Source organism: Enterobacter cloacae complex sp. 302F9 (assembly GCF_050030335.1).
In the GTDB taxonomy this organism is placed as follows: Bacteria; Pseudomonadota; Gammaproteobacteria; order Enterobacterales; family Enterobacteriaceae; genus Enterobacter; species Enterobacter hormaechei_C.
Window position 1 is genome coordinate 3,382,595 of record NZ_JBLGUC010000001.1, and the last position, 21,016, is coordinate 3,403,610.

The 21,016-nt window shown below is 53.0% G+C and carries 18 protein-coding genes and 1 pseudogene; 10 read left to right on the top strand and 9 right to left on the bottom strand.

Annotation, left to right across the window (positions count from 1 at the left end; translation table 11 throughout):
* Positions 1-3: 3 nt before the first annotated feature.
* Positions 4-2,244, bottom strand: a pseudogene (locus ACQG0T_RS16300) (EAL domain-containing protein).
* A 368-nt stretch (positions 2,245-2,612) separates the two neighbouring features.
* On the opposite strand from ACQG0T_RS16300, the gene ACQG0T_RS16305 reads away from it, so the two are divergent.
* From ACQG0T_RS16305 to ACQG0T_RS16315, 3 genes are all read left to right on the top strand, one after another.
* On the top strand, positions 2,613-2,783 hold the full coding sequence (locus ACQG0T_RS16305; protein ID WP_017383512.1) for a YfgG family protein: 171 nt from the start codon (positions 2,613-2,615) through the stop codon (positions 2,781-2,783).
* Between the two features lie 156 nt (positions 2,784-2,939).
* Complete coding sequence (locus ACQG0T_RS16310; protein WP_015572184.1) at positions 2,940-3,407, top strand: DUF6130 family protein; 468 nt, start codon at positions 2,940-2,942, stop codon at positions 3,405-3,407.
* Positions 3,408-3,417: 10 nt separating this feature from the next.
* Complete coding sequence (locus ACQG0T_RS16315; protein WP_032102789.1) at positions 3,418-4,164, top strand: alpha/beta fold hydrolase; 747 nt, start codon at positions 3,418-3,420, stop codon at positions 4,162-4,164.
* 129 nt (positions 4,165-4,293) lie between these two features.
* Here the strand turns inward: ACQG0T_RS16315 and ACQG0T_RS16320 are convergent, their stop codons facing one another.
* Positions 4,294-5,130: a MipA/OmpV family protein gene (locus ACQG0T_RS16320; RefSeq protein WP_032102791.1), complete on the bottom strand. Its 837-nt coding sequence runs from the start codon at positions 5,128-5,130 to the stop codon at positions 4,294-4,296.
* A gap of 203 nt (positions 5,131-5,333) precedes the next feature.
* On the opposite strand from ACQG0T_RS16320, the gene ACQG0T_RS16325 reads away from it, so the two are divergent.
* The 3 genes from ACQG0T_RS16325 (at position 5,334) to ACQG0T_RS16335 (ending at position 8,046) form a co-directional block, all read left to right on the top strand.
* Positions 5,334-6,011: a response regulator gene (locus ACQG0T_RS16325; protein WP_032102792.1), complete on the top strand. Its 678-nt coding sequence runs from the start codon at positions 5,334-5,336 to the stop codon at positions 6,009-6,011.
* Positions 6,011-7,399: a sensor histidine kinase gene (locus tag ACQG0T_RS16330; RefSeq protein WP_032102794.1), complete on the top strand. Its 1,389-nt coding sequence runs from the start codon at positions 6,011-6,013 to the stop codon at positions 7,397-7,399. The genes ACQG0T_RS16325 and ACQG0T_RS16330 overlap by 1 nt, the downstream gene beginning before the upstream one ends.
* 167 nt (positions 7,400-7,566) lie before the next feature.
* Positions 7,567-8,046 carry an RrF2 family transcriptional regulator gene (locus ACQG0T_RS16335; RefSeq protein ID WP_003860591.1) on the top strand — a complete coding sequence of 160 codons (480 nt, stop codon included), beginning with the start codon at positions 7,567-7,569 and terminating at the stop codon, positions 8,044-8,046.
* 66 nt (positions 8,047-8,112) lie between these two features.
* Here the strand turns inward: ACQG0T_RS16335 and oqxB are convergent, their stop codons facing one another.
* Together oqxB and ACQG0T_RS16345 are read right to left on the bottom strand one after the other, a co-directional pair.
* Positions 8,113-11,265 (bottom strand): multidrug efflux RND transporter permease subunit OqxB, encoded by a 3,153-nt coding sequence (oqxB, locus tag ACQG0T_RS16340; RefSeq protein WP_017692935.1) that lies wholly within the window; start codon positions 11,263-11,265, stop codon positions 8,113-8,115.
* Between the two features lie 23 nt (positions 11,266-11,288).
* Entirely contained in the window at positions 11,289-12,464 is a 1,176-nt protein-coding gene (locus tag ACQG0T_RS16345; RefSeq protein ID WP_023295135.1) for an efflux RND transporter periplasmic adaptor subunit, read from the bottom strand.
* Between the two features lie 337 nt (positions 12,465-12,801).
* Between ACQG0T_RS16345 and ACQG0T_RS16350 the strand changes: the two genes are divergently transcribed.
* Positions 12,802-13,155, top strand: coding sequence for a helix-turn-helix domain-containing protein (locus ACQG0T_RS16350; RefSeq protein WP_015572178.1), 354 nt, complete (start codon positions 12,802-12,804; stop codon positions 13,153-13,155).
* Positions 13,156-13,381: 226 nt separating this feature from the next.
* On the opposite strand, the gene ACQG0T_RS16355 is transcribed toward ACQG0T_RS16350, so the two are convergent.
* Genes ACQG0T_RS16355 through ACQG0T_RS16370 form a run of 4 tightly spaced genes read right to left on the bottom strand, consistent with a single transcriptional unit; the run spans position 13,382 to position 15,164 of the window.
* Positions 13,382-13,864, bottom strand: coding sequence for a DUF2514 domain-containing protein (locus ACQG0T_RS16355; RefSeq protein ID WP_221693933.1), 483 nt, complete (start codon positions 13,862-13,864; stop codon positions 13,382-13,384).
* Complete coding sequence (locus tag ACQG0T_RS16360; RefSeq protein WP_221693934.1) at positions 13,861-14,490, bottom strand: glycoside hydrolase family 19 protein; 630 nt, start codon at positions 14,488-14,490, stop codon at positions 13,861-13,863. The genes ACQG0T_RS16355 and ACQG0T_RS16360 overlap by 4 nt, the downstream gene beginning before the upstream one ends.
* A complete protein-coding gene (locus tag ACQG0T_RS16365) occupies positions 14,480-14,773 on the bottom strand; it encodes a phage holin family protein (protein WP_024203029.1) in 294 nt (97 codons plus the stop codon). The genes ACQG0T_RS16360 and ACQG0T_RS16365 overlap by 11 nt, the downstream gene beginning before the upstream one ends.
* Positions 14,760-15,164, bottom strand: a complete 405-nt coding sequence (locus ACQG0T_RS16370; RefSeq protein ID WP_058670544.1) for a putative holin — start codon at positions 15,162-15,164, stop codon at positions 14,760-14,762. Before ACQG0T_RS16370 ends, ACQG0T_RS16365 begins: the two co-directional genes overlap by 14 nt.
* Positions 15,165-15,307: 143 nt before the next feature.
* Here ACQG0T_RS16370 and ACQG0T_RS16375 point away from each other — a divergent pair, with 143 nt between their 5' ends.
* Positions 15,308-16,405: an acyltransferase family protein gene (locus ACQG0T_RS16375; protein WP_426723825.1), complete on the top strand. Its 1,098-nt coding sequence runs from the start codon at positions 15,308-15,310 to the stop codon at positions 16,403-16,405.
* A 14-nt stretch (positions 16,406-16,419) separates the two neighbouring features.
* Here ACQG0T_RS16375 and ACQG0T_RS16380 read toward each other — a convergent pair whose 3' ends face one another.
* Positions 16,420-19,230: a hypothetical protein gene (locus ACQG0T_RS16380; RefSeq protein WP_426723826.1), complete on the bottom strand. Its 2,811-nt coding sequence runs from the start codon at positions 19,228-19,230 to the stop codon at positions 16,420-16,422.
* Between the two features lie 237 nt (positions 19,231-19,467).
* On the opposite strand from ACQG0T_RS16380, the gene ACQG0T_RS16385 reads away from it, so the two are divergent.
* A complete protein-coding gene (locus tag ACQG0T_RS16385) occupies positions 19,468-20,688 on the top strand; it encodes an ISL3-like element ISKox3 family transposase (protein ID WP_000343760.1) in 1,221 nt (406 codons plus the stop codon).
* A gap of 61 nt (positions 20,689-20,749) precedes the next feature.
* Positions 20,750-21,010 carry a hypothetical protein gene (locus ACQG0T_RS16390; RefSeq protein WP_032671830.1) on the top strand — a complete coding sequence of 87 codons (261 nt, stop codon included), beginning with the start codon at positions 20,750-20,752 and terminating at the stop codon, positions 21,008-21,010.
* The last annotated feature ends 6 nt before the right edge of the window (positions 21,011-21,016 follow it).

A 21,016-nucleotide genomic window follows, 5' to 3' on the forward strand; every position in this document is an offset into this window, starting at 1 on the left:
GGCTCAGGCGGTCTCCTGAGAAGGCTGCGTGTTGAGCAACGTATCAAGCTCAGCCGGCAACCCAATCAAATAGCCCTGCACATAATCGATACCTAGCGCGTGCACCGCGCTACGTATCTCTTCCGTTTCCACATATTCCGCCACCACCAGCATTTTCTTCATCCGGGCCAGATGGCAAATGGAAGCCACAATCTGGTAATCCAGGCTGTTGCTGACAATATTGCGAATAAAACCGCCATCGATTTTGAGAATGTCTGCGTCCACGCTTTTTAACCGCGCATAGCTGGCGTAGCCCGTGCCAAAATCATCAATGGCGATCCGGATGCCCATTTTTTGTAATTTCCTGAGGGTCGATGCCGCCAGATCCGCATGACCAAAGGCGCTGCTTTCGGTCACTTCAAAGATCAGCTGCCACGCTTCAACGGCGTATTTGGCTAACAGGCGGCTCACTTCAAGCGGGAACTGCGCCCTGTAGGCGGTAGAAGGTGCGAGGTTGATCGCAAAGCGCTGGCCCGGCAAACGCTGGCGGTGCTGTGCCAGAAAACTCAACGTACGCTCCAGTACCCATAAATCAACACGCGACGATAAACCAAACTCCTGTGCAATGGGCAGGAACTGCTCGGGAAAGATCAGCGCCCCGTTATCATCACGCATTCGCAGCAGCACCTCGTGATAACAATCACCGCGCAGCCCGCGAACGGGCTGAACCAGCAGGGTAAAAGCGTCCTGCTCCAGCGCGGCCTGCAAACGACTCATCATCGCGACCTTATCTTTCAGGCTACGCTGCAAATGAACAGCCCCGCGCTGCTGAAGATTTTCCGGGTGGTTGGTAGAAAGGGAGAGATCGGCCACGATGCCCAGTTCCCCCAGCACCAGATAGAGATGATTGACGGGTGAGCGTACATAGCAATAGCTCACGCCGACCTGAGGCTGTACCGGCATACCATCCCAGATAAAAACAAACTGCTTGATATGCTCGTCCAGCGTTTCAATGCGCTGTTGATGCGACTCCGCCTCCAGACGCACCGCCATGTCATACCCGGTGAGGTGATAGACTCGCTCATTGGGCTGAAGGGTGCCGTTTATCCATTGCGCCAGCTGCTGTTTATACTGGATCCGCAGCATCACGCCGTAATTGCGTCCCAGCACCTCCAGCTCGGGCACGCGCAGTAAACAGAGCGCTGACCACGGATGACTGGCCAGCTCGCGCGACAGCGCCCGCAGGTTGGGCATATGCACCACCGGATCGAGAAAAGCCTGACTGCGGGAGCGAATATTGATGGCCCGCTGGCGTGTCGCCAGCATCGACATGTACGTCACAACGAAGGAAAAGACCAGATAGCTGGATGAGGTGATCGCCAGCTGAATGCCATACCCCTCTTGCACCGGAATGTAGTGATAAAAAAAGTGAATCGACACCAGCAGGACCGGCGTTTAGATGAGTGACATCAGCTTGTAGCCAAAGCGCATCGCACCCCAGAGCATCACCGGCATCAGCAGGGACAAGGTGTAGTTGGTACTGAAAATGGAACTGTTTGCATTCATGGGCAACAGCAGCATGACCAGCAACCCGCCCAGGGCTAAAAACCACACCACAAACTCAACGGCCGTCACCTTTTTGTCTATTTGCGCGCGGAGCTGGGACATCAGTCCCTTAATATAGCGCGGATGACGTATCAGGCGGATCAGCAGGTAGCTTAGCGGCACGCCCGTCAGCCCGCTTACCAGCAGCCCCTGATAGTTAATAAGGGTCCGAATATTGAGGGGATTCAGTCCTGCGAGGCTCTGGCGGCTCTCATAGACGCCGAGATAGACCGCAAACTGAAACAGCAGCAGAAATAGCGTTGCCGGGCAAAACACCTGCCAGAAAATACGCTGCCCCATCAGGCGTATGTCACCGTAAGCGGTCATATTGCGCCGGGGCGCAAACACGCGATAACCGCCCCAGCTGAGCACCAGAGGAACGATAAAATGCAGAATGCCGGCCATGGCTTCAAATAACCCAACGGAGGGGTAATAACGTAAAAACAGCGACACCACCACCCCGGGGAGGGCTTCCAGGCCAAAGAATAACATCAGCGTCAGCAAAAAGGAGAGCGGGAGATAATAGAGCGCAACGATACCGTCGCCCAACTGCGTTAAGGTATTAGCCACACTAAGCACCGGGAGTAACACGACGGGTAAAATAAGAGGAAGTGCCCACCAGCGGTCTTTATTTTGCTTCAGGATGTGGTGAATATTCATAGATGCTCGTTTACAACCCTTGCGCTCCAGAGGGTAAATGAAGACAGGCATCCAACCTGACGTACACGTTGCCTGGAAAATTCCTGGCAAGCACAGTGGAGGAGGGATTTTAAATATCAACGACGGGATGCGGTTGACCTAAATCAAATTAATTTATCTGAATAAACCTTTCTTACGTTTTTTTTGAATATTTTTCCTGTAATTATCAATGCGATAAATAAAATCGTTGTTTTTAATAACATAAATTAATGTAAGCATTGACGCTATTTTACATTTCGCCGAATTGACCCTGACTTGCGGCTGTGCCTTAATAGCCGTATCGCCCAAAAGGGTATACTCAGGAAAAGAAAGTGAGTCAGGCTACGCGTATGCGAAAACGACATCGATTTAACACCCGGATGACCCGCATCATACTGCTTATCAGTTTCCTGTTTTTCTTTGGCCGCTTTGTTTATTCCTCCATTGGAGCCTGGTATCACCATCAGGACAAAATTCAGTCGCAGCAATCAGGTCTTGTGGTGGATTCGCCCGAGCGCTAAAGCGTGTTCGCTCCCGGAAGACAAACTGTATCGCACTGTATCCCGAGCGCTACGCTGACAAACCGGTACAAAACGCCCGCAAAAGCAAACATCCCCGATACATAAAAATGGTCTTCTGTCTCCCTCGCCATAATAAACTGATGAGGAGAGACACAGATGATTCGTCGATATTTCCTGCTTCCTGTATTTGCGCTGACGTCCTTTGCTGGCGCAATGGCCGCACCGTTGGATGGCCTGAGCGCCGCTGATGTCAACGGTCCAGCCGCCGTCGCCCCGCCTGAACACCCCCAGCCGCCAGCAAAACTGATTGTCGATCCGCCGCTGGCGGGACCGCTAAGTAAAGGTGCGGTCTTTATTCAGTACCGTGTCGAAAACCTGCGCATTGAACCTGTATTTGGACCCGACGCGCTGAAAGTCACTCCGCGTATCGGCCATATTCACGTTGTGGTGGATGACGCCCCCTGGCACTGGGCTGATACCAGCGGCGAGCCGGTGATCCTGGTCGGGCTGCCCGCAGGAAAGCACAAGGTGACGATCGTCGTTGCCGACCCGACGCATAAACCCATCGACCATAAAACCGTTGAATTCACCGTGCCGCCACACGCCGCGGTTCATCACTTTTAAGGAGCCTGTTATGAAAGCATTGTCTGTATTAACAGCGATGGTGCTGGCGGTTTCCACCAGCGCGCTGGCAGAGACGAAAGCCAGCGTGGTGCTGGTGCACGGGGCGTTTGCCGACGGCAGCAGCTGGAATAAGGTGATTACCCGGCTGCAAAAACACCATACCGAGGTCATTGCGGTACAACTTCCGCTCACGTCTCTGAAAGATGATGTCGCCGCCACGCAGCGTGCTATCGCCCGGGCTCATGGGGATGTGGTGCTGGTCGGTCACTCCTGGGGCGGGACGGTAATCAGCGAGGCGGGAAACAATGCCCGCGTGAAGTCACTGGTTTACGTTGCCGCTTTTGCGCCGGATTCCGGCCAGTCGACGGCAGCTCTGGCAAATAGCTTCCCTGCTCCGCCAGGGAGCGCCAGCCTCGCTAAAACCACAGAGGGGTATTTATATCTGCCGACAAAAGCGGTCAGCGAGAATTTTGCCCCTGACGTAAAGGACGTTGAGCGCAGCGTGATTGCCGCGACGCAGGGCCCCATTAAGGCCGATGCGTTTGGGGAGAAAATCGCGCATGCCGCCTGGCATGACAAACCGAGCTGGTATGTGGTCAGCAAAAATGACCGGATGATCAATCCTGAGCTAGAGCGCGCAATGGCGAAGAAAATCAACGCCAACACCACGGAGGTAGCGGCAAGCCATGTATCGATGGTCAGCCAGCCGGACGTCATTACCCGTACGATTGAACAGGCGTTATCGGGTCAACAGTGATAAAAAAGCCCGCATGATGAACGGTCCGACTTCGGGCCACGCCATCCTGCGGGCTTTATGCACTTCCGGCTCCTGCAACGGGGTTATGTGCGGTTTTGTCACAAACGCGCCTTCCCCCTCGCTGAACCATCAGAAGCTGTACGTCACCTTCAAACTTCCCACAGGAGACGTTTTTCGCTGAACAATGGGGCTATCGCCAGCCTCTCCCGTCAGCTGCGTAACGCCAGCTGCGGCAAGCAGGCTCCAGCGGGAGGTAAGCTTATGGGTCCAGTCCAGGTTCAGCGAATACGCATATATTCCCGATCCGGCATCGTGTCGGGCAAAACCCGATGCGGCCGACTGGGCGGCATTCACCCCGTAGTAGGTTTGCACATACTTACTGGATCCCCAGCTACCGGTCAGCGCCAGCGTTAACACATTTTTCGGAGATGTATAGAGCGGGCTGGCAATGCCGAAATGCACAGCTTCACCATTGTCTCTCTCAGAAACCGGGACCTCTGCCTGCAACTGCACGGTCAGCCAGTCAGTCACCCTGTATCCCAGCCCTGGCACAACGATAGCTGAACCTTTAATGTCACCCATTCCTCGCAGGTCGTCGCTGCCGGAGGCGATCGAATCGCTGCTTACGTCGCGATCCTTACGTCCAGCGCGATAGCTCAGCGCTGCGTTGTAGTCCAGGTTACCAAAGCTGTTGCCGTAGCCGATCCCCCGCGTGGTGCTGACAAAAAAACCATTGGCCATCGCGTAATCAACCACCTGAGCCGCAGAGACCCGGCTCTTGTCCGAACCGGAATAGCGTGGCGCAACATCCACGCCGCCTCCTAGGGTTAACACGTTGCCCTGAGGCTGATCTGCCGCCAGGGTCGGGGTAGCCAGTAACGCCAGGACGGCCCCCGGCAAGATGCTTTTCATGCTGCGACCGATGCGTGAACGGGGGAAACTATTACGCAGTGTGATGTTTCTCATTAAAGAAGCCCTTTGGATTCAGATGATTGCGATACAAGCGGTGTTAAACGCCAGAGCGCTCATTCTGAATACTTACCCTAAGGTTCTTATGAGCCGTAAATGAAGAAATGCTGAAGCACGTGAAGGTTCTGTAAACCCTGTAGAATTCCTGTTACCGTTTTTTCTTCAGTTGTTCTTCATGCACTGTTGATACAGTTACCAATGTGAAAATTCTACTAATTGAAGACGACCTGGATCTCGGCAATGGCGTGCGTATCGCCCTTGCAGATCAAGGATTTGATGTCATATGGGTACGCCGCAAAGAGGATGCGCTGCATCAGCTTGGGATCTGCGTGCCGGAACTTATTTTGCTCGACCTGGGGCTGCCCGATGGCGATGGCATGAGCCTGATGACGCGCCTGCGTCAACAGCTTAAGGGCGTCCCCGTCATCATCCTGACGGCGCGAGGCACGCTACAGGACCGCCTGTGCGGGCTGGATGCAGGTGCAGACGATTATCTGGTCAAACCTTTTGTTCTCGCCGAACTGCTGGCGCGCGTGAGAGCCCTTGCGCGGCGCAGTTACGGTTTTGAAAATGAGGCAATAGAAATTCGCGGTTTGTCGCTTCATATTCCGACGCGTCGCGTAACGGTGAGCGCACGCCACGTTGAGCTGACGGCAAGCGAATATGCGCTGCTTGAAACGTTACTGCTACGCGCCGATCGCGTGCTTACGCGACGGTATCTGGAAGAAAGGATATTTGGCACGAAAGAAAACCTCAGCAACGCGCTTGACGTGCATATGGGTAACCTGCGGCGAAAAATTGGCGATGGCTTTGTGCGAACGGTAAGAGGCGTTGGGTATGTCATCGATACCGTACCCGTTCAGAAGGCGGCAGGTTGATGCGTAATTTTTGGCACCACCTCCGGCTTCCCACGCTGGTCAGGCGAATGCTGGTCGCCCAGATGCTGCTGCTTACGTTGCTCTGGTGTCTCTTTTTAACCTTCATTTTGCTGGAAGACCTGCGTAGCCCTCCCATACTGACGGGCAGTGAGACTTATGAAACCGTTTTTTCCCTGGTGGAGAGTATGGACGATCGTCCGCAGGCGCGTGATGCTGTGCTGGCAGCGTTCAGCAAGGCTCTGCGGGAGGGCTATGGCGGCGGCGAAGATCCGGAGCTGTCCATCAACCTCATTGTTCGCAAGAATAACGAGATTATTTTTTCTTCGGATGGTGCGCCGACGGGGGTAAAAAATAGCCGTCTGGGGGTCATGCAGCATGTCCAGAGTGAGGACCATACATGGACGAGCCGTACCCTCAAATCCGCGCACTCCGACGTGGAAGTCACCCTTTTTACCCCTGCCGGTAGCTGGAATTTCTTTATCTATCTGAACTCGCGCGGCTACTACGTCATGCCGCTGATGATATGCATCCCTTTTCTTCTGTTCCCCGCGTGGCTGTCCATCCGCATCGCGATGCGCCCCTGGAACAAGGTGGTGAATGAAATTTCATTGCGCACGCCGGACGATCTCTCGCCTTTAAAAGCCGTCCCCAGACACAGGGAGCTTCGCCAGACGGTCGACGCGATTAATGACTTTCTGGCCAGGGTGCGGGAAAGCGCCGAAAGGGAAAGAATGTTTATTGCCGATGCCGCACACGAACTGCGTACGCCTCTGGCCGCGATGCGGATCAACGTCGAGGCGTTGCAGTCCTGGGTCATCAGCGAAAGCCAGCAGGAGCTGCTTGCGGGCATTGTTCGCAGCAATAGCCGTGCTGCGCGTCTCGTCAATCAGCTTCTGCTGATGATGCACAGCGAAGCGCACATCAGCACGGTGATGTCGCCTGTGCCGCTGACGACGCTTATTCAGGAGCGAATGGCTGCCCTGGAACCGCTGGCGTCCGGGCGCAGAATTGAGTTTGAATTCATCGCCGATGATGAAATCCATATCACAGGCATTCGGGAACGTCTGGTATCGCTGATCGACAATTTAATTGAGAATGCCGTGAAGTACAGCCCTGAGGGTGGACGCATTGAGGTACAACTGCAATCGCGTGACAAGTCCGCTCAGCTGCGCGTCTTAGACGCGGGTCCCGGCATTCCGGTTGAATTGCGGGAGCGCGTGTTCGACAGATTTTTCCGCGATCCTAATCAGACCCAAAGCGGGAGTGGACTGGGGCTTGCTATCGTTAAAGCCGTTACGCAGCAACACAACGGCAGGGTCAATCTGAGTACGTCAGCCGAAGGCGGTCTTATGGTGACCGTTGATTTCCCGAATCCGGCGTTCGCATGAACGTAAACGCGGCGCTACACGTCCTGACATGTGTCAGCGCAGCGTTACTTCACGTATGCCGCAGATTGCTTCAATAAAATTACCGTATTTGTTATATTGTTACTTACTGATTATTCACCTCTGCGGTGCCAAAAAGAACAAGATTCACCGCAACCCAGGACAGAAAAATGTTAGATTACCGCTTCCCGACAGCTTTGCAGATGGTTCTCAGCGTAGCGATGGCGGAGCAATCGGGTGAACGTTCGACGAGTGCAATCCTGGCTTACGGCCTGGAAGCGAATCCGAGCTTTATCCGCAAATTAATGGTTCCTCTCGCCCGCGACGGCATTATCGTCTCCACGCTTGGCCGCAACGGCTCTATTCACCTTGGCCGCCCGGCGGAAGAGATTACCCTGCGTGATATCTACCTTTCCGTCACTGAAGATAAAAAGCTGTGGGCGTCCCGTCCTGACGTCCCGGCCCGCTGCGTGGTCAGCGCCAACGCCTGCTGGTACTTCAAATCAATCGCTGATGAAGCGGAGCAGGCTTCGTTAGCGGTTTTAGCGCGCCATACCGTCGCCAGCGCGCTGGAAGAGGTGAAAAAAGCCGATACCAGCGGGTGCGATCCGGTGCCGGAACTCTGCACACAGCATAAAAAAGCGCCCTAATCCTGACAGACTGCGAAAAAAAAGCCGCCTTCATTGTGAAGGCGGCTTTTTGCTATCTGCTACGTCCTACGCAGGCAACACCTCTCTTTCCGCTTTACCGCGCGTCACGAACTTACGCAGCGTCACGTAAAAGACCGGCGTCAGGAACAGACCAAACAGCGTCACACCCAGCATCCCGGCGAACACGGTGATCCCGGTGACGCCGCGCACTTCTGCCCCTGCCCCGTGACCAAGGATCAGTGGAATGGTCCCGGCAATAAAGGCGATAGAGGTCATTACAATCGGGCGTAGACGCAGGCGGCACGCTTCCAGCGCGGCCTCCATAATGCCTTTGCCCTGAATTTCCAGCTCGCGGGCAAACTCCACGATAAGAATCGCGTTTTTACAGGCCAGCCCCATCAGTACCACCAGCCCTACCTGCACGAAGACGTTGTTATCGCCCCCGGTCAGCCAGACGCCGAACAGCGCGGAGAGCATCGTCATCGGCACGATGAGGATCACCGCCAGCGGCAGCGTCCAGCTTTCATACAGCGCCGCCAGCACCAGGAACGCCAGCAGCACCGCGACCGGGAAGACGATCAGCGCCGTGTTGCCCTGGGTGGCCTGCTGGAAGCTCAGGTCCGTCCATTCAATATTCATCCCGTTCGGCAGGATCTGCTTAGACATACCGTCCAGTTGCGTCATCGCCTGCGCGGAAGAGAGCACGCGCGGGTCGGCATCGCCAATCAGATCCGCCGCCGGGTAGCCGTTGTAGCGGATCACCGGGTCCGGACCGTAGGTGGTCGTGATTTTCACCATACTGCCAATCGGCACCATTTCACCCTGGCTATTACGGGTGCGTAAATTCGCGATATCTTCCACGCTGTCGCGGAACTGCCCGTCGGCCTGTGCCATTACGCGCCAGGTGCGACCGAACTGGTTGAAGTCATTCACATAAGACGAGCCCAGATAGGTTTGCAGCGTCCCGAAGAGATCGGTGAGCGACACGCCCTGCGCTTTCGCCTTATCACGGTCAACCTGTACATCCAGCTGCGGAACGTTTGCCTGGTAGGTTGAGATAGGGAAATGCATCCCCGGCGTCTGCATAATCGCCCCGGACATGGTGTTCACCGCGTTTTGCAGCGCGCCATAGCCCAGACCAGCACGATCCTGAATGTACAGCGAATAGCCCGATCCCTGGCCCAGACCTAAAATCGGCGGCGGCAGAATCGAGAAGCCAAAGCCCTGCTGGATTTGCGCGATTTTCGCGTTGATCTCCGCGTTTATTTCCGCCGCAGTATGTTTACGCTGGTCGAACGGCTTCAGGCCAAAGAAGACCGTCCCGGTGTTCGGCGTATTGGTGAACTGGAGCGCATTCAGGCCAGGAAACGCGACCGCATAATCCACGCCTTCGGTATTCATCCCGATTTCGCTCATTTTGCGGATCACCGCATCGGTGCGCGCCAGCGACGAGCCTTCCGGCATTTTCACGCCGCCGATCAGGTACAGCTTATCCTGCGTCGGAATAAACCCGCCGGGAACGGCTTTAAACATCACGCCCGCAGCGCAAAGCAGCAGCAAATAAACCACGAACACTGCCCCGCGTCGGCCGAGCGTTTTGCCCACCAGCCCCTGATAGCCAGTCGAGCTGCGGTGGAAAAAGCGGTTAAACGGACGGAAAATCCAGCCGAACAGACGATCGATAAGCCGGGTCGGGAAATCTTTCGGGGCGCCATGCGGCTTCAACAGCAGCGCGGCCAGCGCTGGCGAGAGCGTCAGCGAGTTGATCGCGGAAATCACCGTGGAAATGGCTATCGTTACCGCAAACTGCTTGTAGAACTGACCGGTCACGCCGGAGAGGAACGCCATCGGAACGAATACCGCACACAGCACCAGCGCAATGGCAATAATCGGTCCGGACACTTCACGCATCGCCTGATGCGCTGCCGCAAGTGGGGCGAGCCCCTCTTCGATATTTCGTTCGACGTTTTCCACCACCACGATGGCATCGTCCACCACGATACCAATCGCCAGCACCAGCCCGAACAGGCTCAGGGTATTCAGCGAAAAGCCCAGCAGGTAGAGAATACTGAACGTGCCCACTACCGATACCGGCACCGCAATCAGCGGGATTATCGACGCGCGCCAGGTTTGCAGGAACAGGATCACCACCAGCACGACCAGCACCACCGCTTCCAGCAGCGTTTGCACCACAGCGCGGATCGAGTCGCGTACAAACACCGTCGGGTCGTAAGGCGCCGCCCATTTCATATCGTCCGGGAATCGTGTGGACAGTTCGTCCATTTTGGCGCGTACCGCGTTAGACAGATCGATGGCGTTTGCCCCCGGCGACTGGAAGATACCAATCCCGACCGCGTCTTTATTGTTCAACTGGGAGCGCAGCGCGTAGCTGCCGGACCCCATCTCGACACGCGCCACGTCGCGCAGTCGGACGACCGTACCATCCTGCGTGGTTTTCAGGACAATGTTGCCGAACTCGTCTTCGGTATGCAGGCGGCCCTGGGCGTTAATGGAGATCAGGAAATCGCTCTCTTTCGGCAGCGGCTCGGCGCCAAGCTGCCCGGCGGACACCTGCACGTTCTGCTCCTGCATCGCCGTGACCACGTCCGAAGCGGTCAGCCCGCGGGCCGCGACCTTGTTCGGGTCCAGCCAGACGCGCATCGCGTATTCACCCGAGCCGAAAATCTGAATCTGCCCCACACCGGGCAGACGCGCCAGCTCGTCCTTCACCTTCAGCGTGGCGTAGTTACGCATATACAGTGAATCGTACTTACCGCCAGGCGAAAACAGATGCACCACCAGCGTCAGCGTTGGCGACTGTTTCTGAGTCGTGATGCCCAGACGCCGCACGTCTTCCGGCAGACGCGCTTCGGCCTGCGCGACGCGGTTTTGCACCTGAACCTGCGCCTGATCCGGGTCGGTGCCCGGACGGAAGGTGACGGTAGTCACCAGCACGCCGTCGGAACCCGCGACGGATTTCATGTACATCATGTTCTCAACGCCGTTGATCGCCTCTTCCAGCGGGGTTGCCACGGTCTCGGCAATCACTTTCGGGTTGGCGCCCGGGTACTCGGCGCGCACCTGCACGCTTGGCGGCACGACGTCAGGGTATTCGCTCACCGGCAGCAGCGGGATGGCGATTAATCCTGTGATAAAAATCAGAATCGACAGTACGGCGGCAAAAATCGGCCTGTCGATGAAAAAACGGGAAAAGTCCATGGATTGGATTCTCAGGTAAGGGATCAGTTGAGGGCGGCGCTGGCGGTCATGGCAACGGTTTTCGCGTTAACCGGCATACCCGGCATAAACACTTTTTGTAAACCATCGACGATGACTTTATCCCCGGGATTCAGCCCCTGCTGTACGATACGTAAACCGTCGGCCAGACGCCCGGGCGTAATGTCGCGGCGCTGCGCTTTCCCGTCTTTATCCACGATATAGACATATTTACGATCCTGATCGGTCAGCACCGCCTTATCGTCAACAAGCGTGGCTTTAAATTCCGCACTGCCCGGCAGACGCACGCGGGCAAAGAGTCCAGGCGTGAACTGACGCTGTGAGTTATCCAGCAGCGCGCGCATGCGGATCGTTCCGGTACCCGGCGTGAGCTGGTTATCCAGGAAATCCACTTTGCCCTGATGGGGATAGCCCTCCTCGCCCGTCAGGCCAATCTCCACCGGCAGCGCCGCATGATCGCCGGACACCCGCTGCCCGCTGCGGGCCAGGTTCTGATAGTGAAGGTAGGTTGACTCGTCCACGTCGAAGTAGACATAAACCGTTTTCTGCGAGACCAGGGTGGTGAGCACGCTGGCGCTGTCGCCCGCCGTCACCAGGTTACCGCTGGTGATCAGCGCCCGGCTGGCGCGACCGTCGATAGGCGCGGTCACTTTGGTGAAGTCGAGGTTAAGTTGCGCAGCATCTACCGCCGCCTGCGCGGCGCGAATATCGGCCTGCGCCTGGGTAGCGGCGGAACGGCGCTGCTCCCACTCTTCGCGGGACACCACGTTGGTATTGACTAATTTATCGGTACGGTTAGCCTCGCTTCGCGCCAGACTGGCCTGCGTTTTGGCCCTCGCCAGGTTCGCCTGCGCCTGTTCCAGCGCGGCGCGATAGGTTCGGTCATCAATCGTGAACAGCACCTCGCCCTTTTTCACCTCCTGGCCGTCGGTGTAATTCACTTTCTCAATGTAGCCGGAGACGCGCGGACGCAGCTGAACGCTTTCCACCGCTTCAATGCGACCGTTAAAGCTGTCCCACTGGCTAATGGATTTCACCACCACGTCAGCAGCGCTGACAACGGGCGCTTGCGGCGCGGCATTTTGCGCGACGCTGTCATCGCACCCGACGAGAAGCGCGGAGAGTAAAACCACCCCCATCGCGCTCAGATGAAAGTTACCCCAGGTTTTTTGCAGGCTCATTATTTTTATTCCGGTTATTGTAGCTGCCGGGCAAGACGCAGCGGGAGGCGCCGCGCCACTTCCTTTGTCCGGTAGCTGGCTGAAGGCCATTTGTGTCGTTCATCGCCACAAAACTGTAACAGTTGCGAATACACTATCGCGGCGATTGTAGGAAGGCGCTTAATTAAGTGCAAGAATAATTGTTGCACTTTATGTGCTATTTGCGGCGAAGATAAATCACGCGTTTTGAGAAGGGATTTAAATGCAACAATAAAACTTGCAATTAATGTAAAAACGGGTCACCTTTAAGTGCAACAAACAAAGATGCTTTTTAATGCGTGGCGTAGGGGGAAGCAAAATGAACACGGGTGCATTCATTCACGATTTACTCGACTGGATCGACAACAACCTCGATAGCCGTCTGGACATTGAAACCGTCTCCAGGCGAGCCGGCTATTCGAAATGGCACCTCCAGCGGCTTTTCAAAGAACATACCGGCTCCCCTCTCGCCGAATATATTCGCGCGCAAAAGCTGCAAAAATCGGTTGAGCGCCTGGCCCACAGCGATGAACCGATTCTGAACGTGGCGATCGCGCTGGGCTTTGACTCTCAGCAGTCCTTCAACCGCAGCTTTAAGCGTCAGTATGGTCAGGCACCCGGCGCATGGCGACGCAGTATCGGCTGCCGTGAATCGCGGCAGATGAGCCAGTAGTTCACCGCCGGGCCGGATATCGGCCAAAAAGAAAAACCCTCTGTAATCAGAGGGTTTTATCAGTCTTACCTGCTTATAACTTCGCAGGAAAGGTTATGGGCTTACTCCCACTCGATTGTTTACGGCACGCATAACCAATTGACTGGTAATAAGTTTTTGAAAACCAATCTCCACCGTACCGTTTTATATACCGTCACCGGAAATCAGTACCCTGAAAAATGGCAAGTCACCGGGTCAGCGAATCGTACTGCTTTTCACAGACTCGTCCGGCTTCTGCGGCCCGGTCAGCGTACTCCGCCAGTTGTCGGTTTCGCTCGAGAGATTTGCTGAGCACGTCGGCAAGCAAAACTCCGGTGTCTGCGGCTGACGTCCCAGCGCCGACAGTGGCGTTATACTGCCTGAGCTGCTCCCGGATGGCAACGAGCTGTTGCTGCAACCGGCCAGCGCGAGCGGAAGCATCAAGAGCATCATTGCGCGCCTGGTCGATCCTCTGCTGCGCTTCACGTTCATTGGTCGCTTTCTCCTGTTCTTTCAGCAAACGCAATTTTGCGTCGGCCTCTTTCTGGTCTGCCTTGGCCTGCGCATACCCGGCATCGTACTGGCGGTCACCGTGTTCATTCCAGGCAACCCTGCCGCCGACCACCAGAGCAGCAAGCATCGCCACGATAAGCAACTGTTTCCAGTACGCTTTGATGAATGCCCAGATCATACCGCCAGCACCTTACTGGCAGTGATGTACCGCGCGCGCCGGTCATCGATGCCGTTCTGCCCGCCATTGATGATCTGCGTGACGCGCACCAGGTCGCCGGTGTACTTCATGCAGCCTTTGGTGGCGAAGAACCACGCCGCGCTGCGGGCCGCGTATTCGTCCTGCGCCAGCAATTCCGGCTTCTGCACCAGATCCACCTTCAGGCCGTTGCCGCAGTCCCGGTAGTTGTTCAGACCAGTGATCTGGATAAGCCCGCGACCGCGGTAGAACCAGCCGTCGGTCGGCCCGTTGTTCCCCATGCGTTTGCTGTACACCAGATTGGCGATCGCACGCTGGCGCTCCAGTGGTAACGACGGTTCACCAGCACGGCGGCCCAGAGCGTTGGCCTGTCCCTGGGTGAGTCGCCCGGTGCGGACGAATCCCGCCAGCCCGGTAACGCTGTAGTTGAAGTTCTCCTGCAGCCGGGCGAATCCGCCAGACTCATGCCCCACCTGCGCGATAAACATCGCCTGGTGCAGAGGATGCTCGATGCCAAACTCTTTCATGGCTATAGTAATATGCGGGAACCAGCGAGCGGCCAGCACCTCACTGATACCAGCTGCACGCTGGAATTGTTTAATGTCCATGCTGGGACCTCGTTATCTTGAAAATTTGTACCACGTTCCCTTTTGTCTTGATGAGCGCAGCCAGGAACACGGCTTTGATGATGACTTCTGACCAGTCGGCGCTGACGTAGTACCCGTAGAAAGTCCGGATAGGCACGCTGGCGGCCACGACGATCAGCAGATAGGCGAGCCATCCACCCCACCAGCGATGGCGTGAACCGTCACGGCGGAACAGCAGGACTCGGATTGCAATGCCGCCGCAGATAGCGGCGTTCAGGATGAGAAGCAGTTCAGGACTGGTCATCGTCTTTTCTCCCCGGGATCAGGTCGCGCGGATTTTCAGAACGGTGATACAGCCAAATGCCAATGCGGACAGCGACGATAGCCGACACGAATGCCCCCGCAGAAAACACAATCCCCTTTTCAAAGGAGTCCTGTGTAATCGTGGGGATCATGCTGGCAATACCGATAAGAATGGATGCTGTCGCTTTGTAGAAGAGAAGTCCGCAGAAGAAGCTGAGGAACGCCAGAAGTAACCGTCGCTTTATGGGATACTCCACTGCCGAGGTAACAAAAATTACCGCACCAGCAAGCGCCCCTAAAGCAACCTCAGGCGGCACACCCGCGACCACAGACATAAGCGCGCTCAGGCTAAGCCCCTGATTCAGCGTTTCCGTGGTTAACGTGTGCGACATAGTGACCACCGTTTAATGTGCATAAGAACCCCCTTAGTTGGTGAGTTCATCATACACAATAAACCATATGTGGATTAAAAAACCTCAGATTACTCCTACCAAAATTACCTTAAAGGTGATTTAATGTCCCAGCTACATCATGAGTGGCAATTGAAAAGATAAATAAAATAGGAATGAAAGTGGGAAAAATATACTCGATACAGTATTTGCGTGGCATTGCTGCACTTCTTGTTGTGTTCTTGCACATAAGAACCATTCTCCCTGATTTTTTGAAGCCATTCGTTCTAAACGGTGGAATTGGTGTCGACATCTTCTTTATTATAAGTGGTTTCATCATATACTTTGCAACCCATAAGGAGGTTGAAGCAACTCCGAGAGTATATTTAACGAAGAGAGCATTCAGAATCTGGCCTTTATTTATCGTTGTTTGGTTTATAACATCAATATTTGCTTTTCAGGAGCAGCCTTTTTATAAGGTAATTAAGGCAGTATTCTTTATTCATAATGACTATGCACAAGGTGCGCCAGGTTTCGGGTTTAATATGATAGGGCCGGCCTGGACGCTTACATTTGAGATTGTTTTTTACGCAATATTTATGGTTGCTTGTGCAATTAGTCATAAATACCGTGGAATTATATGCATACTTTTGTTGATTACTATCCCATCGGCACTGCAATTATATTTTAATGGCTCCATAAGTTTCAGTGCTTATACTACTGCGAATGTTGAAAGTGGTCATTTTGCGTATGGTATAATCAGGGTTCTAGGTTGCAATATATATAGCGAGTTCGGTGTTGGAGTATTGCTATCAATGATAGTTAGCAAAATAAATAACATCAAAAACAGCTTCCCTGCCACTATTATATCGACTCTAATATTTATTGCATGCATTTATTTAATACTGAATATAAAGGTAAGTGAGGCCGAGAGGTTCATTCTGGCTTTAATTACATTCCTATCGGCTCTTATGTTTGGATTTGGGTTTGTTAAGGAGATCAGGGCGTTATCATTTCTTGGGGATATCTCATACTCAATATACCTTTGTCATTGGATGGTAATAAGATTGTTTATGGAGTTTTTCCCAAGTCAATGGACAATGGAAGGATGGGGGGTAAAGGTTCCAGTCATTTTACTCACAACGCTTATAATTTCATGGTTGATGAATAAATTTATAGAAAAGCCATGCATTAGTTTTGCAAGACGTCTATTGTCAAATTCTTATAAAGTAAGCCCCGCATAACGGGGCTTGCCTACTTAGGCACCAATATTTCCTAATGTCTTCCATGTGCCTGGAGTTCCTGTAGAAACACATATCCACCCCTCCGTGCCTGATGCGACAGGGAGGGTAGACCTTATTATATCTCCCCTTTTCCAATTCCCAGAGGTTGGTATTGCAGAATCCTCCCCTACAAATCTTGTTCCAATGTATGTTCCTGCCGGCACTCCTGTGCTTAGCGTCGTTCCTGATGATGCATAGTTATCATAGTTTCTAAACATGTTATAAGCTGATGCTACTGCACTAGTAGCCACACTCATTCCGGCTGTAGAAAACACACCAAAGTCCGATCCTGATACGGAGCAACCTGAGTTATTTGTCGTAGGGAAGTAAACCCCAGCCGTAACGATAGTAATGGGTGAAACTTCAAACTTACAAGCCCTAAACGTTATAGATCTAAGAATATCAGAATTTGAGCAGGTGGCATCATATGGTTCAACACCATCATTAGCCATATTTGCCCCTGTAAACCTGCACCCATCAAATGAAATATTCCTACAATCTCCTGATAAATATACATGACAACGCTGTGAGTTGGCTAAATTCATATCACGAAAACCAAGACCTCTGGCATTAACTAACTGTATAGACCTCATAAAACCAGAAACGGAACCATTAAATGTCGTCTCTTCTTCTTCTAAACTGAAGAATACACCTAGACCCACTCCTAAAGATGATGTTAATGGAGTAGTTTGTAATACAGTTATATTTGATGACCCTGAGGGTATTCGTGTTGTTTTTATAAGGCGCCCTATCGCTCCACCTCCAGCATTTCTGACTATAGATCCACACATCACAACAGCTTCCGCCGAGCCCCCCCTGACGTTGATAGATGTTGACCCAACGGCAGAAGAACTGTCAGTAGTAAAATTACCAGATATGAATGATTGAGCCAAAATGCCATAGTCATCAGATGAGTACCCATACGAACGATCTCTATTTACGTCTAAAGTAAATGCTGTTTTCTGCGAACCTCGATCTCGATGAAATGCCTTTACTGCTGTAGGACATGAGACCTCAATATTACAGTTCCTATTGTAGTCAGTCTGCAAAGGCCAAACAGAGGATCTACCACCGCCGATTATCGTCCCATGAAGAGTAACATTTGAACAATATTGCACTTGAATTAATGCTAGAGAGAAAACCACATCAGAAGCTTTAATAGTGCAATTAACAGTTACATCGAATTTTGCATTGTAGTCATTTCCATAATACTTAACTTGGTTTGTTCGGGTGTTTTGCGGATTTCCTGAAACCCTAATACAAGAAATTCCTGTATTTGTAGGGTTTGGTGAATCTGCATATGCATCCATGTAAATACCTGTACATGGTTTATCTTTATCTCTACTTACAGCAACCTCGTTAAAAACATCACCTGGGGTGATATCAAGAAGTCTATCCATGGACGTTCCATAGATATCACCAATAACGTCATAGCAGGCAGAAAGTATCATCCCGGTAGTTGGGAAAAGTCCTGAAGGGTCTTTTTCACATCTGAAATTATTAAATCTGAGACCATGCGGATGAAATGAATACGTTACATTGGCGCTATCACCATTTGCGCCGACATCACCACCCCAGTGCGCAATAATAGCAGCACCAATAGGACCAATCGCTTTGCAGTTGGTAAGAGTCACATCCCATACGTCACCAAGAATTTCCATCCCTTGATTGGTAAATGGTGTTTGTACTGCTGACATTACAACGCTATCAAGTTTTACCCCACTTACTGGTGTTGAGCCATCAGCGGGCTGTTCGTAATTACCAATTCTGATACAGTTTCCATAATTACCATTTAGAGCCCATGCTGTTTGCTTTTTCTTGACCTCAATATTTGTCATTTCCAGGCCAGACTTTGCAATGACGACATTGTCAAGCGAGTCTATTTCACCATAAAAAATTGAGCCTTCATCGCCTAGATATCTCCCGCCTATAGCAGCATTGAGAATTTTATAAACACCAGATGTTACGATTACATTTTTACCAGTAGCCACGCTCCAGGCATCAGCCAGCAAAAGAGCGGCAGTATCGTTAGCTGCACCATCACCAACGGCGCCAAATGACTTTAGTGTCCTGCTGACCGAGTTCGTCAGGATGTCGCTGCCATAGCCAATCAGGTTTGTACCCGTAGGCTTTGCCAGTTCAATAAGGACATCTGATGCAGAACCAGATGGAGGCAACGTTACAATTGGATCCCCGGCGTTATCGAAGGCAACGATTTTGTTCGCCCTGGTTGCGGCTCCAGGAAGTGATGGAATGTTTTCAGGAGTACGAAGCGTGCGGCTCAGATTGCTACTGGCAAGCGTATCGACGTAGTTTTTGGTTGCCGCATCCTGCGGGTCTCGCGGGTCGCGCAGATTGCGGATGTAGTTGTTCAGCGCGTCATACCAGTTGGCGATGCTTGACGGTTTGCGCAGGGCCAGACGATATGCGCTATATGCCTGCTGGATCAGCATCGTCAGTTTATCGAATGCATCTTCATGCACCTCAGCGAAGAACTTCCCCTGGTTGCGCAGGTCGGTTTCCTGTGTTGGCTCCAGCTCACGGGCAATAGAGATCTGCCAGCCATTCGCCAGCGGCGTGGTGAGAACCACGTTACCACCGTTGTAACCACCGGCATTCGTCACCGTGTAGTCCGTGTCCAGCACCAGAACTGTGATGTTTTCGTCAAGGTCGACAACCGAAACGGCCAGATCCGTTTTCTTGAAGATGCGGAAGGTGTACGGGAAGGATGTCGTAACGCCGTTCCCGGTGTAATCGTTATGGTCAACTACGGTTGATACCGTCATGGCCTGTCTCCTGTAAAGCAGCGCCCGGCGCGCGTGCATCATCAGGACAGTTTATTACCTGGCAAACCTTATATGAATTGAATGAATAACAATCAGGAAAGTTATTACCTTTTGGGTAAATAGCAATTCGTGCTGGATAGTCTTAAGGACTTTTGCTACTGTACATATATGGGTCTTCCCTTGTTGTGGTGGCTGAAGGCATGATAATGGTGTATTTAATCGCCAGAGGTCACCGCCATGGATGAAAAGTCCCTCTACGCTCATATTCTCAACCTGTCCGATCCGTGGCAGGTAAAGTCCCTTTCTCTCGATGAAAATGCCGGTTCTGTTACTGTCACTATTGAGATCGCTGAAAACACCCGGCTAGCCTGTCCGACCTGCGGTAAATCCTGTTCTGTTCACGATCACCGTCATCGTAAATGGCGCCATCTTGATACCTGCCAGTTCACCACTATTGTTGAAGCCGATGTTCCACGAATTATGTGTCCGGAGCATGGCTGCCTGACGTTGCCTGTTCCGTGGGCTGGCCCCGGAAGCCGGTATACGTTGCTATTCGAATCGTTCGTTCTCTCATGGCTGAAAATCAGCACCGTTGATGCTGTCAGGAAGCAACTTAAGCTCAGTTGGAATGCGGTTGACGGCATTATGACCCGGGCAGTTAAGCGAGGTCTTGCCCGGATAAAAAAGCCATTATCCGCCCGTCATATGAATGTGGATGAGGTCGCCTTTAAAAAAGGACATCGTTACATAACGGTGATCTCCGATCGCGATGGTCGGGCGCTGGCCTTAACGGATGATCGCGGCACAGAGAGTCTTGCCGGCTATCTTCGCACGCTCACTGATGGGCAGTTGCTGGCTATCAAAACGCTCTCAATGGACATGAACGCGGGCTATATAAGAGCAGCGCGTATCCACTTACCCAGTGCGGTTGAGAAAATCGCCTTTGACCGCTTCCATGTGGCGAAGCAACTGGGCGAGGTAGTTGATAAAACCCGTCAGAATGAACATCCGCACCTCCCTGTTGAAAGCCGACACCAGGCAAAAGGAACCCGCTTCCTGTGGCAGTACAGCGATAAGTGGATGACCGAATCCCGGCAGGAAAAGCTGATGTGGCTGCGTGCACAGATGAAGCTGACGAGCCAGTGCTGGGCGCTGAAAGAGCTGGCAAAGGATATCTGGAACAGGCCATGGAGCGAGGAAAGACGGAGTGACTGGCAGAGATGGTTGGCGCTGGCGGCTAACAGTGACGTTCCCATGATGAAAAATGCCGCGAAAACGATAGGAAAAAGGCTGTACGGGATCCTGAATGCGATGCGACACAGTGTCTCAAACGGAAATGCGGAGGCACTTAACAGCAAGATCAGGCTGCTGAGGATAAAAGCCAGGGGATACCGAAACCGGGAGCGCTTTAAACTGGGGGTGATGTTCCACTACGGAAAGCTGAATATGGCGTTCTGAGCCTTCCCACCATGATCGGGGAAGACCCACATATATACAGTGAATGCATGGAGATTATCAGATGCAACGTCAGTATCATCACCCGCTGGAAAAAGGATTTGCCGAACGAATACACACGCCGGGAGGCGTCCGCTCCCTTGTTGAAGATTCTCACCTGATGACTTTGCTGCGCCAGCTTGGTGAGGATGGTTTTAACGTTGATGGTCCGATGGCTGAGCTGACTGCTCTGGTTAACTATGTCACCAGCTCGCAGATGTCCATGAAGGATCTGCAAATGCATCTCGATTACTGCGTGGAAAAACTGAAGCAGGAAACGACATAAAGCAAA

Excerpts from the sequence above, each read along its gene's own strand:
- ACQG0T_RS16305 (WP_017383512.1), top strand. The coding sequence starts at position 2,613 with ATGCGAAAACGACATCGATTTAACACCCGGATGACCCGCATCATACTG.
- ACQG0T_RS16310 (WP_015572184.1), top strand. The coding sequence starts at position 2,940 with ATGATTCGTCGATATTTCCTGCTTCCTGTATTTGCGCTGACGTCCTTT.
- ACQG0T_RS16315 (WP_032102789.1), top strand. The coding sequence starts at position 3,418 with ATGAAAGCATTGTCTGTATTAACAGCGATGGTGCTGGCGGTTTCCACC.
- ACQG0T_RS16320 (WP_032102791.1), bottom strand. The coding sequence starts at position 5,130 with ATGAGAAACATCACACTGCGTAATAGTTTCCCCCGTTCACGCATCGGT.
- ACQG0T_RS16330 (WP_032102794.1), top strand. The coding sequence starts at position 6,011 with ATGCGTAATTTTTGGCACCACCTCCGGCTTCCCACGCTGGTCAGGCGA.
- ACQG0T_RS16335 (WP_003860591.1), top strand. The coding sequence starts at position 7,567 with ATGTTAGATTACCGCTTCCCGACAGCTTTGCAGATGGTTCTCAGCGTA.
- oqxB (WP_017692935.1), bottom strand. The coding sequence starts at position 11,265 with ATGGACTTTTCCCGTTTTTTCATCGACAGGCCGATTTTTGCCGCCGTA.
- ACQG0T_RS16345 (WP_023295135.1), bottom strand. The coding sequence starts at position 12,464 with ATGAGCCTGCAAAAAACCTGGGGTAACTTTCATCTGAGCGCGATGGGG.
- ACQG0T_RS16350 (WP_015572178.1), top strand. The coding sequence starts at position 12,802 with ATGAACACGGGTGCATTCATTCACGATTTACTCGACTGGATCGACAAC.
- ACQG0T_RS16355 (WP_221693933.1), bottom strand. The coding sequence starts at position 13,864 with ATGATCTGGGCATTCATCAAAGCGTACTGGAAACAGTTGCTTATCGTG.
- ACQG0T_RS16360 (WP_221693934.1), bottom strand. The coding sequence starts at position 14,490 with ATGGACATTAAACAATTCCAGCGTGCAGCTGGTATCAGTGAGGTGCTG.
- ACQG0T_RS16365 (WP_024203029.1), bottom strand. The coding sequence starts at position 14,773 with ATGACCAGTCCTGAACTGCTTCTCATCCTGAACGCCGCTATCTGCGGC.
- ACQG0T_RS16370 (WP_058670544.1), bottom strand. The coding sequence starts at position 15,164 with ATGTCGCACACGTTAACCACGGAAACGCTGAATCAGGGGCTTAGCCTG.
- ACQG0T_RS16380 (WP_426723826.1), bottom strand. The coding sequence starts at position 19,230 with ATGACGGTATCAACCGTAGTTGACCATAACGATTACACCGGGAACGGC.
- ACQG0T_RS16385 (WP_000343760.1), top strand. The coding sequence starts at position 19,468 with ATGGATGAAAAGTCCCTCTACGCTCATATTCTCAACCTGTCCGATCCG.
- ACQG0T_RS16390 (WP_032671830.1), top strand. The coding sequence starts at position 20,750 with ATGCAACGTCAGTATCATCACCCGCTGGAAAAAGGATTTGCCGAACGA.